Annotated in this window: 11 protein-coding genes; 7 read left to right on the top strand and 4 right to left on the bottom strand. The window is 61.9% G+C overall.

Annotation, left to right across the window (positions count from 1 at the left end; all coding sequences use genetic code 11):
- Positions 1 to 12 precede the first annotated feature (12 nt).
- From BLW55_RS15195 to BLW55_RS15185, 3 genes are all read right to left on the bottom strand, one after another.
- Positions 13 to 936, bottom strand: a complete 924-nt coding sequence (locus BLW55_RS15195) for an ABC transporter permease (RefSeq protein ID WP_007006871.1) — start codon at positions 934 to 936, stop codon at positions 13 to 15.
- A gap of 113 nt (positions 937 to 1,049) precedes the next feature.
- Complete coding sequence (locus tag BLW55_RS15190) at positions 1,050 to 2,579, bottom strand: ABC transporter substrate-binding protein (RefSeq protein WP_090329356.1); 1,530 nt, start codon at positions 2,577 to 2,579, stop codon at positions 1,050 to 1,052.
- A 38-nt stretch (positions 2,580 to 2,617) separates the two neighbouring features.
- Positions 2,618 to 4,456 (bottom strand): ABC transporter ATP-binding protein, encoded by a 1,839-nt coding sequence (locus BLW55_RS15185; protein ID WP_210184105.1) that lies wholly within the window; start codon positions 4,454 to 4,456, stop codon positions 2,618 to 2,620.
- A gap of 365 nt (positions 4,457 to 4,821) precedes the next feature.
- Between BLW55_RS15185 and BLW55_RS15180 the strand changes: the two genes are divergently transcribed.
- From BLW55_RS15180 to BLW55_RS15150, 7 genes are read left to right on the top strand one after another with little or no spacing between them, the layout of a single operon-like run.
- Positions 4,822 to 5,982, top strand: coding sequence for a transporter substrate-binding domain-containing protein (locus BLW55_RS15180; RefSeq protein WP_090329354.1), 1,161 nt, complete (start codon positions 4,822 to 4,824; stop codon positions 5,980 to 5,982).
- A complete protein-coding gene (locus BLW55_RS15175) occupies positions 5,979 to 6,596 on the top strand; it encodes an ANTAR domain-containing response regulator (RefSeq protein ID WP_090329353.1) in 618 nt (205 codons plus the stop codon). Before BLW55_RS15180 ends, BLW55_RS15175 begins: the two co-directional genes overlap by 4 nt.
- Entirely contained in the window at positions 6,577 to 7,467 is an 891-nt protein-coding gene (locus BLW55_RS15170) for an ABC transporter permease (RefSeq protein ID WP_090329352.1), read from the top strand. The genes BLW55_RS15175 and BLW55_RS15170 overlap by 20 nt, the downstream gene beginning before the upstream one ends.
- Positions 7,467 to 8,387: an ABC transporter permease gene (locus BLW55_RS15165; RefSeq protein ID WP_090329351.1), complete on the top strand. Its 921-nt coding sequence runs from the start codon at positions 7,467 to 7,469 to the stop codon at positions 8,385 to 8,387. Before BLW55_RS15170 ends, BLW55_RS15165 begins: the two co-directional genes overlap by 1 nt.
- A gap of 46 nt (positions 8,388 to 8,433) precedes the next feature.
- Entirely contained in the window at positions 8,434 to 10,062 is a 1,629-nt protein-coding gene (locus tag BLW55_RS15160; protein ID WP_090329350.1) for an ABC transporter substrate-binding protein, read from the top strand.
- Positions 10,052 to 10,996, top strand: coding sequence for an acetamidase/formamidase family protein (locus BLW55_RS15155; RefSeq protein WP_090329349.1), 945 nt, complete (start codon positions 10,052 to 10,054; stop codon positions 10,994 to 10,996). The genes BLW55_RS15160 and BLW55_RS15155 overlap by 11 nt, the downstream gene beginning before the upstream one ends.
- A gap of 10 nt (positions 10,997 to 11,006) precedes the next feature.
- The gene (locus BLW55_RS15150; protein WP_177175090.1) at positions 11,007 to 12,818 is read left to right on the top strand and encodes an ABC transporter ATP-binding protein; all 1,812 of its coding nucleotides are present in this window, start codon (positions 11,007 to 11,009) and stop codon (positions 12,816 to 12,818) included.
- Here the strand turns inward: BLW55_RS15150 and BLW55_RS15145 are convergent.
- Entirely contained in the window at positions 12,815 to 13,558 is a 744-nt protein-coding gene (locus BLW55_RS15145; RefSeq protein WP_090329348.1) for a sulfite exporter TauE/SafE family protein, read from the bottom strand. The genes BLW55_RS15150 and BLW55_RS15145 overlap by 4 nt on opposite strands.
- Positions 13,559 to 13,577: the final 19 nt, after the last annotated feature.

Here is a 13,577-nt window from a genome sequence, read left to right as displayed (position 1 = left end):
TTGCGTCCTTTCCTATCGGTTGCGGATGCGCGGATCGACCAGCCCATAGGCGATGTCGACCAGAAGGTTGACGCCGATGATGAGCAGCGAAAGCACGGTGATCACCGCCTGCAGGACCGGATAGTCGCGACCCGCCACCGCATCGAAGGCAAGCGTGCCGAGGCCCGGCCAATTGAACACCCGCTCGATGACGACAATACCACCCAGAAGGCCGCCGAACTGGAGGCCGAAATAGGTGATCAGCGGAATGGCGCAGTTTCTGAGCGCATGTTTGTAGAGCACCTTGCTCTCGCTCAGGCCCTTGGCGCGGGCGACCTGGATGTATTGCGAGCGCAGCGTCTCGAGCATGGCGGTGCGCACCAGGCGCACATTGGTGGCGGTGAGAATGACGCCCATGGTGACCGCCGGCATGATGAAGCTTGCAAAGCCGCCCATGCCCGACGGCGGCAGCCATTGCAGCATCACCGAGAACACCAGGACCAGCATGATGGCGAGCCAGAAATTCGGGAAGGAAAGCCCGACCAGAGACAGGATGCGGATCACCTGATCAGCGGTCTTGCCCTTGTTGACCGCCGCGTGGATGCCAAGCGGGATGGAAATCGCGATGGAGACCAGCATCGAGGAGAAGGCCAGCGCCAGCGTGGCCGGCAGGGCCTTGGAAATGAGCAGGGAGACCGAGGTTCCACCAAGGAAGCTGCGGCCGAAATCGCCGACGAAAAGCCCTTTGATGAAGTCCCAGTACTGGGCGATGAATGGCTCGTTGAGGCCGAGCGCCTGACGGATGTTCGCCAGGTCCTCTTCCGTGACACTGCCCGCGCCCTGGGAGAGCATGAGTGCGGGATCACCGGTCAGCCGGATGGCGAACGACACCGTGAGGGTGACGACGAAAACGACGAACACCGCTTGCAGGATGCGTTTGAGAAGAAAACTGGCCACCAGAGCCTCCGGGATAGATTTTGCGCGCTGCCGCAAAGTTGCTTGCGGATCGCGCCAAGTTCGCGGTTTCGGGGGCGGCACGAGCCGCCCCCGACATTCATGTCCTGGGAGGACTATTCGACTTCAACCTCGTTGAGGCGCATGCGGCTGTCCGGCGGCGCGATGAAGTTCTTCACCCGCTTGTTGACGCCATAGAGCGCATTGAGGTTGTAGAGCGGCATTTCAAGAGCGCGGTCGGCTGCGTAGGCTGCGATTTCCTGCAGCATTTTCTCGCGCGCGTCGACGTCGATCATCGGGCGCTGCGATTCCAGAAGCGCGTCGAGCTCCTTGTCGCTGTCATACGGGTTCCAGCGCTCGCCCGTGTGGTACATCAGGTAAGCGGTGTTGTCGTAGTCGAGCGTCCAACCGCCCCAGCTCTGCTGGAACATCTCGCCGGTCTTGCCCTGCGGGATGATGTCGTTGAGCAGGACATTGGTCTCATACGGCTTGATGGTGGCGTTGAGGCCGACCATCTGCAGGTAGCTGGCGACCGCCTGGGTGACTTCACCGAAGGTGGCGTCATTACCGCGAATGTCGATCTGGACCGGTGCGCCGGCAGCAACGCCCGCTTCCTTCAAAAGCTCCTTGGCCTTGGCCTGATCGAACGGCAGCGGCTCCATTTCCGGGTCATAGCCGAAGGACAGTTCCGACTGGAAGGATGCGATCTGCTTGGCCTGACCGCCGAGAACGGCGTCGATGATGGCCTTGCGATCCACGGCCATGATCATCGCCTTGCGCACGCGCTCATCGGCGGTGATGCCGTTGCCGGTGTTGAAGCGCAGGGCATAGACCGTCGGGCTGGTGACGGAAACGATTTCGAGCTTGTCGTCAGCCTCGATGGTGGGAACCATGGAGATCGGGATGGTCGGCGGAATGACGATGTCGACACGGCCGGCCTGCAGCTCGGCAACGGCGGTGGCCGGCTCCGAGATAAAGCGGTACTCGACGGCGTCGAGCTTCGGTGCGCCGCCCCAGTGATCAGCGAAGGCTTCAAGCTTCACGCCGACCTTCGGCTCGTAGGAGGTCATCTTGAACGGGCCGGTGCCAACGGGATTTGCGTTGACGAAGTCTTCTTCGTTCTCGGTGACGTATTTCGGCGGCACGATCATCGCGCCGTAGCCGGCGAGCTTGGTGATCAGCACCGGATCGGGCTGGGTGAGAACCAGATCCACCGTGAAATCGTCAACGATCTCGACCTTTTCGATGACGGCATAGTTGGAGCGCTGCGGGCCCTTCTTGCCTTCTTCGCCAAGCAGGCGGTCGAAGGTGAATTTTACGGCCTCGGCGTTGAAATCCTCGCCATTGTGGAACTTGACGCCTTCACGCAGCTTGAAACGGATGCGCTTGCCCTCATCGAGCACTTCCCACTCGGTGGCGAGACCGGGGACGATCTTTGTATCGGGACCGCGGTAGACCAGGCCATCATAGATGTTGGTGGCGACGGACGACCAGTTCACCAGGAAGGTGTCGATCGGGTCCCAGCTGCCAGGATCCTGCGGGGAAGAGATGGTGAGCGTACCTGCGGCCTGCGCCGGCATGACGCCGAACGGCAGCGCCGCCAGCACGGCGGCGAGTAATGCGCCGCGTGTTTTACCGAGTTTCATGAAAGTCCTCCGTTTCTTTTGCGTTTGTGTTCCAGTGATCAGCCCGTGGCGCTCTGCGCGACCAGATGGTCGGGCGCGATCTCCACCAGAGGCTGAATTTCGGGCTCGTCGCCGACCCTGCGCACAGGGCTCGGGATTTCGCCTTCGAGCATGGGCCGGTCGGGCCGCTTTGTCGGGTCGGCGATGGGAACCGCCGAGAGCAGTTTCTTCGTGTAGGGATGCGTGGCGCGCTCGAACACGGCCTCGCGTGACCCCGCCTCCACGATCTGCCCCAGATAGAGCACGGCGACGCGGTGGCTGACCTTCTCGACCACGGCCATGTCGTGGCTAATGAAGAGATAGGACAGGCCTTCGTCAGCCTGCAGCTCCATCAAGAGATTGATGATCTGCGCCTGCACCGACACGTCGAGCGCGGACAGCGCCTCATCGGCAATGATGAGCTTGGGCCGCGAGGCGAGCGCGCGGGCGATGCAGATGCGCTGGCGTTGACCACCGGAGAATTCATGCGGGTAACGGCGCGCATGATCGGCCTTGAGGCCGACGCGTTCAAGCAGTTCATCCACGCGCTTCTGCCGCGCGGCGGCACCTTCGATCAGGCCATGTGTGACGATGGGCTCGGCTATGGAGAAACCGACCGTGCGGCGGGGATCGAGTGAGGCGAACGGGTCCTGAAAGACGTATTGCACCTTCTGGCGCAGGCTGTGCCGCTCGGCCGACGACATAGCGGAAATGGCCTTGCCCTCGAAGAGGATTTCACCGCCGGTCGCGGCCTGAAGCTGCTGGATGGTGCGGCCGATGGTGGACTTGCCGGAGCCGGATTCGCCGACCAGTGAAAGGGTTTCGCCGGGCCAGATGTCGAGGCTGACTTTCTCGACCGCGTGAACGCGATGGGTGACGCCGCCGAAGAAGCCCTTCTTGATGTCGAAACGGGTTTCCAGGTTCTTCAGCGTCAGGATCGGGGACTGATCGTAGCGCGCGGTGTCCTGCAGATGCTCCTCGCCCACGAGACGCGGCGTTTCGCCATCCATGACGGCAACCGGCAGGCGCTTGGGATATTTCTCGCCGGCCATGGAGCCGAGCGTGGGAACGGCGGACAGAAGGGTCTGCGTGTAGGCGTGCTTTGGGCTGGCGAAAACCTGTTCGACCGGGCCTTCCTCGACCTTCTGGCCGCGCCACATGACGACCACATCATCGGCGACCTCGGCCACCACGCCCATGTCGTGCGTGATGAAGATGACGGCCATGCCGAGCTTTTCCTGCAGGTCGCGGATGATCGAGAGGATCTGCGCCTGAATGGTGACGTCGAGCGCGGTGGTGGGTTCGTCGGCGATGAGGAGTTTGGGCTTGCAGGCGAGCGCCATGGCGATCATGACGCGCTGGCGCATACCGCCGGAAAGCTGGTGCGGATAGCGTGAAAGCAGCGCGCGGGCATCCGGCAGGCGCACCATTTCGAGCAAATCACCGGCCTGACGCAGCGCCTCTTTCTTCGAGACGCCTTCGTGCAGCATCAGCACTTCGGCGATCTGGTCGCCGATGGTGAAGACCGGGTTGAGCGAGGTCATCGGCTCCTGGAAGATCATGGCGATGTCCTTGCCACGAACCCGGCGCATGGTGTCGATCGAGGCTTTCGCCAGATCGACTGGACCATTGCCGCCATCGAACAGGATTTCGCCACTGGCGATGGTTCCGTTCATGTGGTCGATCAGCCGCATGATGGAGAGCGAGGTGACCGATTTGCCGGAACCGGATTCGCCGACAATGGCCAGCGTGCGGCCGGGCGCGACCCGGAAGCTCAGATCGTCGACAACACGGTTCGAGCCGAAGGCAACCGCCAGCGAACGAATGTCCAGTAACGTGTCGTGTCCGAGCTGCGACATAGATACTCCCATCTGAAGGACAGGCCGAAATGTCCCATTGAACCCGGCTACGTCTGGCCCTAGTCTTTAGACCAGTCCGGTGGCAGACGCATGATTTCCGCGCTTTCCTGAGCGACCCTCCCGGCAAAAGAAAACATTTCCAGACATTTTGTCAATAAATTATCATTGAAGAGACACGAAATCCGCACGGGGCATGCCTGACACGGCTTCCGCCAACTACGGGTTCGCCGGAAGCGATTGTCGCGCGGCGGCTTGACAGTTTCATTTCACCAGCTAGGCTTGAGGCATAATAAGATTTTGGCATCTGGGCCTCGCTGGGAATATTGTTGTTCCCGTCGGGGCCCTTTGCGTTTTGGGGAACGGGTGTGAACACTTATCCGATCGGCGTTCTGTTTTCGCGTAGCGGCGGCTATAGTCGCCCGGCCGAGCAGGGATATTTCGGCGCGCTGGCGGCGGTGGCCGATATCAACGCCGATGACGCCTACCCGTTCAGGCTCGAAGCCCATCATGCGGACCCGAAAGGCAATGCCGACCGCTACGCGGAGCTTTGCCGCGACCTGATCCGCCAGACAGGCGCGCAGCATATTGTCGGCTGCACCACCTCATGGAGCCGCAAGGAGGTGATTCCCGTCGTCGAAAAACTCGACGCCCTCTTGTGGTATCCGTGCGTTTATGAGGGTTTCGAGGTTTCGGAAAACCTCGTCTACATCGCTGCCTGCGCCAACCAGCAGCTCGTGCCGTTGCTCGATTATATCGTGCCGCGCTTCGGCGCGCGCGGTTTCCTGACGGGCGCGAACTATATCTGGGGGTGGGAAACCAACCGCATCGCACGCGACGTGCTGACCCGTTCCGGCGGCAGCGTCCTGGGCGAACGTTACGTGCCCATCGGTGATGACGATATCGGCCATCTGATTGATGAAATCCGCGAAAAGCGGCCGGATTTTATCCTCAACAATCTGATCGGAAATTCCTCATACGCTTTCCTCGCCGCCTATCAGGCGCTCGGGAAGGAAGACCCGGCTTTCCTGCCGGAAAACTGCCCGGTGGTAAGCTGCAATCTATGTGAGAATGAAACCACGCGGCTCGGCACCATCCCCGAGGGACAATACACCGTATCGAGCTATTTCCGGGCGCTGGCGAGCGAAGAGAATGACCGCTTTGCCGCCCGGATGAAGGCCGAAAATCCTGAACAGGTGGCGGACGCATTTTTCGTTCAGGCCTATGCCGCCGTGGTGATGATTGCCGATGCCATCCGCCGCACCGGAAGCGATGAGGCACAGCGGGTTCTGGAAGCGGTCCGTGAGCATGAGACGACAACGCCGCTTGGTTCGCTGCGCGTCGACCCTGCGACCAATCACGTCAGCCTCCACGCCCATATCGGCCGCACACGCGCCGATGGCGATTTCGAGATCGTGCATCATTGCTCCGAAGCCATCGCGCCCGACCCGTTCCTGACGGCGACGCCGCTCGACCGGCTTTATGCGAACATGGCCGCCGATGCGCGGCAGCTGAGGGTGGTGCGATGAGCCCCACCCTCGCCCATACACCCAATTTCGTCGGCTGGCGGGCGCTCATCCTGCACCGGCCGCACCAGAATGTGGACGCGCTGATGGCGCAGTGCGCGCGCATTGGCATTGCCGCCGAACAGGCCTGGCCGACGCTTGAAGATCAGGAGGCGATGCGGGATTTCAACGTGCTCCTGATCGACGCCGACATGGGTCATGACGAGCAGTTTCCCTGGGCGCCGGGGCTGGCTCCCATGCCCATGATCGCCCTGATCGGTTCGGAGGCACCCGGGCGCATCGCCTGGACCATCGGCCAGGGTGCGGATGCGCAGCTCCTGAAGCCCATCGGCAGCGCCGGGCTCTACAGTGCACTTGTCGTGGCGAGCCAGGGCTTTCGACGGCGCACGACGCAGACGGAGGAAATTGCCCTCCTGAAGAACCAGCTCGCCAAGCGACAGGTCGTCGCCGAGGCGACCGCCATCCTCATGCTGAAGCACAATTGCGATGCCGAGGCCGCCTATAACCGTCTTCGCAAGACGGCCATGGCCGAGCGGCTCTCCATCGAGAAGGCGGCTGCCGGCATCGTAGCAAGTTTCGATACACACGGAAGAACGAATGTCACAAACGGTCGCTGAGACGGAGACGCAAGTGGCGACGCCGTCGGTTCTGGCGCGCCTTGTGCGCCGGCCGCTGGCACTGACCGGGCTCATCATCATCGCGGTGGTGGTTCTGGCCGCAGTGTTTGCGCCATGGCTTGCGCCTTACAATCCCTATGAGCAATTCTTCGAGGGGCTAACCATCGAGGGCGCGCCGCTGCCGCCCAGCGCGCAGTTCTGGTTCGGCACCGATCTGGTGGGACGCGATCTCTTCAGCCGCCTGATCTATGGCGCGCAGACCTCGCTGATCATCGGCGTTGTGGCCAATGGCATCGCCGTGGTGATCGGCTCGGCGGTGGGCATTTCCGCCGGCTATTTTCGCGGCTGGGTCGATACCGTTCTGATGCGCTTCACCGATCTGATGATGGCCTTTCCGGCCCTTCTTCTGGCCATCGTTCTGGCGGCGATCTTCAGCCCAAGCCTGTGGATCGTCGCGATGGTCATCGCCATGGTGAACTGGGTGCAGATTGCCCGCGTGACCTATACCGAGACACGCTCCATCGCCGAACGCGATTTCGTGGTGGCCGAGCGCGCCATGGGCGCGGGCGCAGGCCGCATCCTGTTCCGCCATATCCTGCCGCATCTTTTGTCCACCATCATCGTGTGGGCGACGCTCGGCATCGCAACAACGGTTCTTCTTGAAGCAACGCTTTCCTTCCTTGGCATTGGCGTGCAGCCGCCCATTCCCTCATGGGGCAACATCATCTTCGAGAACCAGACCTATTTCTCCTCCGCGCCCTGGCTCGTGTTCATTCCGGGCGCGGCCATTCTGGCGCTGGCGCTGGCCTTCAACCTTGTGGGCGACGCGCTGCGCGACATTCTCGACCCGACACAGCAGGGGCGCCACTGATGCTTGCCTATATGACCCGCCGCCTGATCCAGACGGCGCTGATCCTGCTCGGCATCAGCTTCGTGACCTTCGTGTTGCTCTATCTCGTACCGGCGGACCCCGCGCGCCAGATCGCCGGCCGCAGTGCCACTGCCGCGACGGTGGAGAACATCCGCGAACAGCTTGGGCTCAACCTGCCTTTCTATGAGCAATATCTGCGCTATCTCGGCGGGCTTTTGAACGGCGATCTCGGCCGCTCCTATCTGCAGAAAACGGAAGTTTCCGAACTCATCGCTTCCCGCCTGCCCGCCAGCCTTCTCCTGATGGTGGGCGCCATCTTCTGCGAACTCGTGCTTGGCCTCACCATGGGGGTCGTGGCAGCGCTGAAGCGCGGCTCGCGCACCGACGATACGCTGATGATCGCGTCTTTCGTGGGTGTTTCGGCCCCGCAATTCGTGATCGGCATTCTGCTGCTCTACATCTTCGCAGTGAAACTCGGCTGGTTCCCCATCGGCGGCTACGGCACGTTTGCGCATCTCGTCCTGCCCTCCATCACGCTCGGCTTTCTGGGGGCCGGCTGGTATTCCCGCATGATGCGTTCGTCGCTGATCGACGTGCTCAGGCAGGATTATATCCGCACCGCCCGCGCCACCGGCATCACCCGCGCAAAGGTGCTTTTCGGCCATGCGCTTCCCAACGCCATCCTGCCCATTATCGCGATGATCGGCATCGATATCGGGCTCTTCATGTCGGGCATCGTGGTGGTGGAGAGCGTGTTCGGCTGGCCCGGCATCGGACAGCTCGCCTGGCAGGCGATCCAGCGCGTCGACATTCCCATCATCATGGGGGTCACGCTGGTTTCGGCCTGCGCCATCGTTCTCGGCAATCTGCTTGCCGATCTGATCACTCCGCTGATCGACCCGCGCATCAAGCTGCGCTGATGCAAGACCAACAAAATGTGCAGCACCAGAGAAAGGAACACTTGAGATGAGAAAACTGCTTCTGGCCGGCGTTGCCGCCGCTGCCCTTTCCACCTCCGCCGTGCTTGCCCCTGCGCTTGCAGAAGACATCAAGCAGGGCGGCTCCATGACCGTGACCTACAAGGACGACGTCTCCACGCTCGATCCAGCCATCGGCTATGACTGGCAGAACTGGTCGATGATCAAATCGCTGTTCGACGGTCTGATGGACTATGTGCCGGGCACGACGGAGCTACGCCCCGAGATCGCCGAATCCTACGAGATTTCCGAGGACGGAACGGTCTTCACCTTCAAGCTGCGCGACGGCGTGAAATTCCACAATGGCCGCGCCCTGACCGCCGAGGACGTGAAATACTCCATCGAGCGCACGGTGAACCCGAAGACCCAGAGCCCGGGTGCGGGTTTCTTCGGCTCCATCAAGGGTTTTGAGGAAGCCTCCAGCGGCGATGCGGACGGGCTTTCCGGCATCACCGTGGTGGACGATCACACCATCAAATTCGAGCTGTCGCGCCCCGACGCGACCTTCCTGCATGTGCTGGCGCTGAACTTTGCTCATGTGGTGCCGAAGGAAGAGGTAGAGAAACATGGTGCGGATTTCGGCAAGCATCCGGTCGGCTCCGGCGCGTTCAAGCTTTCCGAATGGACGCTTGGCCAGCGCCTCGTCTTCGAGCGGTTCGAGGATTACTGGAACCCCGGTGTGCCGAAGCTCGACCAGATTATCTTCGAGGTTGGACAGGAACCGGTCGTGGCGCTTCTGCGCCTGCAGAACGGCGAAGTGGATGTGCCGGGTGATGGCATTCCGCCGGCGAAGTTCATCGAGGTTAAAAACGATCCCAAGTTCAAGGATCTGATCATTCAGGGTGGCCAGCTGCACACCGGCTATGTGACCATGAATGTGAAGATGGAGCCCTTCGACAAGCCGGAAGTGCGCAAGGCCGTGAACATGGCCATCAACAAGGACCGCATCCTGCGCATCATCAATGGCCGTGCCGTTGCCGCCAATCAGCCGCTGCCGCCTTCCATGCCGGGCTTTGCCAAGGATTATGAGGGCTATGCCTATGATCCGGAAGCGGCCAAGGCGCTTCTGGCCGAGGCAGGCCTTGCCGACGGGTTCGAGACCGAACTCTATGTCATGAACACCGACCCGCAGCCGCGCATCGCGCAGGCGATCCAGCAGGACCTGAAGGCCATCGGCATCGATGCCTCAATCAAATCTCTGGCGCAGGCCAATGTGATTGCGGCCGGCGGCGAGGAAGATCAGGCCCCGATGATCTGGTCGGGCGGCATGGCATGGATTGCCGACTTCCCCGATCCGTCCAACTTCTACGGTCCGATCCTGGGCTGTGACGGCGCGGTGCCGGGTGGCTGGAACTGGGCCTGGTATTGCAACGAAGATCTCGATGCCATGGCAAAAGAGGCCGATGCCATGGTCGACCCGGCAAAGGCCGGCGAGCGTGAGGCCATGTGGCGCGATATCTATCTGAAGGTGATGGAAGACGCGCCATGGGCACCGATCTTCAACGAAGAGCGCTTCACCATCCGTTCCGAACGCATCGGCGGCGACGACAAGCTGTTCGTCGATCCGGTGCACATTCCCGTCCACTATGACGAGGTTTATGCCAAAGATGTGCAGTAACTGCGACTACACCATTCACGGGCGCCATCACCATTTCGGGTGGGATCATTCGATCCCGCCCGCCGAAAGGGTGACGCCGGGCTCGACGCTGGAATTCGAGTGTCTCGATTCCGGCTCCGGCCATTTTTCGCCCGACAGCACCGTGGACGATATCGGCACGCTGGATTTCTCCAAGGTCAATCCGGTCAACGGCCCCATCTATGTGGAAGGGGCCAAGCCGGGCGACGCGCTGAAGGTGGAGATCCTGTCGTTCAAACCGTCCGGCTTCGGCTGGACGGCGAACATTCCCGGCTTCGGACTTCTGGCAGACCAGTTCAAGGACCCGGCGCTGACGCTGTGGAACTATGACGCGACCAGCCTCGAGCCGGCTGCCTTTGGCAAGCATGGCCGCGTGCCGCTGAAACCCTTCGCAGGAACCATCGGCCTGGCACCGGCGGAAGCCGGTCTCCACTCGGTTGTGCCGCCGCGGCGCATGGGCGGCAATCTCGACATACGCGATCTGGCGGCGGGCACCACGCTCTATCTGCCGGTCGAGGTGGAGGGCGCGCTGTTCTCCATCGGCGATACCCATGCCGCCCAGGGTGATGGCGAGGTGTGCGGCACGGCCATCGAAAGCCAGATGAATGTGGCGGTGAAGCTGGATGTGGTGAAGGATGCCAACCTTGCCATGCCGCGCTTCACCACGCGGGGGCCGGTGACGCGGCATCTGGATGCGGAAGGCTATGAGGTGACGACCGGCATCGGCTCCGACCTCATGGAAGGCGCACGCGCTGCTCTCTCCGGCATGATCGACCTTCTGTGTGCCACGCGCGGGCTCTCGCCGGAGGACGCTTACATGCTTTGTTCGGTATGTGGCGACCTGCGCATCAGCGAGATCGTCGACCAGCCCAACTGGGTGGTCTCGTTCTACTTCCCGCGCATCGTTTTCTCGTGAGAAAGGCCCAATGACAGAAGCGCGCGCCATGGAACAGACAGCAACAACCGGCCTTCTGAAGGTGAGCGGGCTCACCGTGCAGGTGGCTACCCCGACAGGCGCGCGCACGGTCGTGGACGATCTGTCCTTCACGCTGGAGAGCGGAAAAACGCTCTGCATTGCAGGCGAAAGCGGATCTGGGAAATCCATGACCGCGCTTTCGCTGATGCAGCTTCTGCCGAAGCCCATGGCGCGTGTTGCGGCGGGAACGGCGGCTCTTGAGGGCCGCGATACTCTTGCCCTGCCTGAAGCCGAAATGCGGCAGGTACGCGGTCGCCATATCGGCATGATCTTTCAGGAGCCGATGACCTCGCTCAACCCAGTGCTTTCTGTCGGCAAGCAGCTGGCTGGTGCGATTTCCGCTCATGGCGGGCTTTCTGAAAAAGCGATCCGCGCCCGAGCGCTTGAACTGCTCGATCAGGTGCAGATTCCCGAGCCGGCGCGGCGTTTGAAGCAATATCCGCATGAGCTCTCCGGCGGCATGCGCCAGCGCGTGGTGATCGCCATGGCGCTTGCCCAAAGCCCGCAGATCCTGATTGCCGATGAGCCCACCACCGCGCTGGACGTGACAGTGCAGGCTCAGATACTGGCGCTGATACGCAAGCTACAGGCCGATCTCGGCATCTCCGTCATCATGATCACCCATGATATGGGCGTGGTCGCCGAGATGGCAGACGACGTGCTGGTGATGCAGCATGGACGCATGGCGGAGCACAGCCCTGCCAGCGTAATTTTCTCAAAGCCCGAGCACGCTTATACGCGCGAACTGCTCGACGCAGTGCCGCGACTGGGCGAGATGACCGGCACGACCGAGCCGAAGCGCGTGGCAGCCCGCCCCGGAAGCGGGTCGGAAAAACCGCTTGTCGCCAAACCACTGGTTTCCGTGAAGGACCTGACCGTGCGCTTTGACATCAAGGGCGGCATCCTGCAACGCCCGGTGCAGCGTGTGCATGCGGTGGAAGGCGTTTCCTTCGACATCATGCCTGGCGAGACGCTTTCTTTGGTCGGGGAATCGGGCTGCGGAAAGTCCACCACCGGCAAGGCGCTGTTGAACCTGATCCCGTGGCAGGGCGAAATTCGCGTTGCGGGACGCTCCACGCACGGGCTTGCACCACGCGCCATGCGACCAGTTCTGCGCGATGTGCAAATGATCTTTCAAGACCCCTATGCCTCGCTCGATCCGCGCATGCGGGTGGGTGATCTGGTAGCCGAGCCGCTGCAGATCCACGGGCTGGCAAGCGGCAGCGCGCTGGAAGACCGGGTTGCCTATCTTTTCAAACGCGTGGGGCTTTCGACAGATCAAATGCGGCGCTATCCGCATGAATTTTCCGGCGGACAGCGCCAGCGCATCTGCATCGCCCGCGCGCTTTCGCTTTCGCCCAAGCTGATCGTGGCGGATGAATCGGTGGCCGCTCTCGATGTCTCGATCCAGGCACAGGTGCTCGATCTGTTGCAGGACATCCAGAACGAGACGGGCATGTCCTATCTCTTCATTTCGCATGACATGGCCGTGGTGGAACAGATCAGCCACCGCGTGGCGGTGATGTATATGGGGCGCTTTGTGGAGATGGGCAGCCGGGCGCAGATCTTTGAAAACCCGCAACACGACTACACGAAAAAACTGATGGCGGCGGTGCCGGTGGCCGACCCGTCACGCCCGCGCCGCGCCTTCATGGAGAAGGCGGAGGACCTGCCAAGCCCCGTGCATGGGCTCGACTATGTGCCGCAGCAGCAGGCCGCGCGCGACATAGGGGGCGGGCATATGGTGTGGGGCGCGACCTAAAAGAGCCTTGCAAAGAAGATCAGGCTCATCACCGTCCCGACAATGATGACCACCGCGCGCACCACGGGGGCCGGAAGCGCGCGGGCAAGCGGGGCGCCCGCATAACCGCCGATCGTGGCCGCAACCATCATCACCAATGCCTGGGGCCAGGCGACGATGCCGGCGAGCGCAAAGGTGGCAACCGAGATGGCCGAGAGGATGAAGGACAGACCGTTTTTCAGCCCGTTCATCGTGTTCAGATCGCGCATGCCCCAGAGCGAGAACAGCGCCAGCAGGACGATGCCCAGACCGCCATTGAAATAGCCACCGTAAATCGAGACCAGAATGGTGCTGAACCGGCCTTCACCCGTGCCGCTGCCGAAACGGCGGGCAAGGCCCTGTATCTTCGCGCCGAAGGCGAAGGTGAGCGTGGCAATCGCCAGCAGGAACGGCACAACAAGCGAGAACGCTTCATTGGAGGAAACCAGCAGGAGGAGCGAGCCGGCAAGTCCGCCAATGGCCGTGAGACCGGCAATGCGCAGGAGGCGGGTGCGGTCGAATGCGGCGAGTTCGGAACGGAAGCCCAGTGCGCCTCCGAGATAGCCAGGAAACACGGCAACCGCACTGGTGGCATTGGCTGCGACAACGGGAACGCCGGCATAGACGAGTGCCGGGAAGGTGAGAAACGTTCCACCACCCGCAACCGTGTTGAGTGTGCCGGCAAAAAATGCCGCAGCAGCCAGGATCAGATACTCTTCCATAGCGCTTCCAGTTTCGAGA

Origin of the sequence: Nitratireductor aquibiodomus (assembly GCF_900105565.1) — a bacterium.
GTDB lineage: Bacteria > Pseudomonadota > Alphaproteobacteria > Rhizobiales > Rhizobiaceae > Nitratireductor > Nitratireductor aquibiodomus.
Note: the sequence above shows the minus strand (reverse complement) of the source record. Positions and strands in the feature narration are given on the sequence as shown.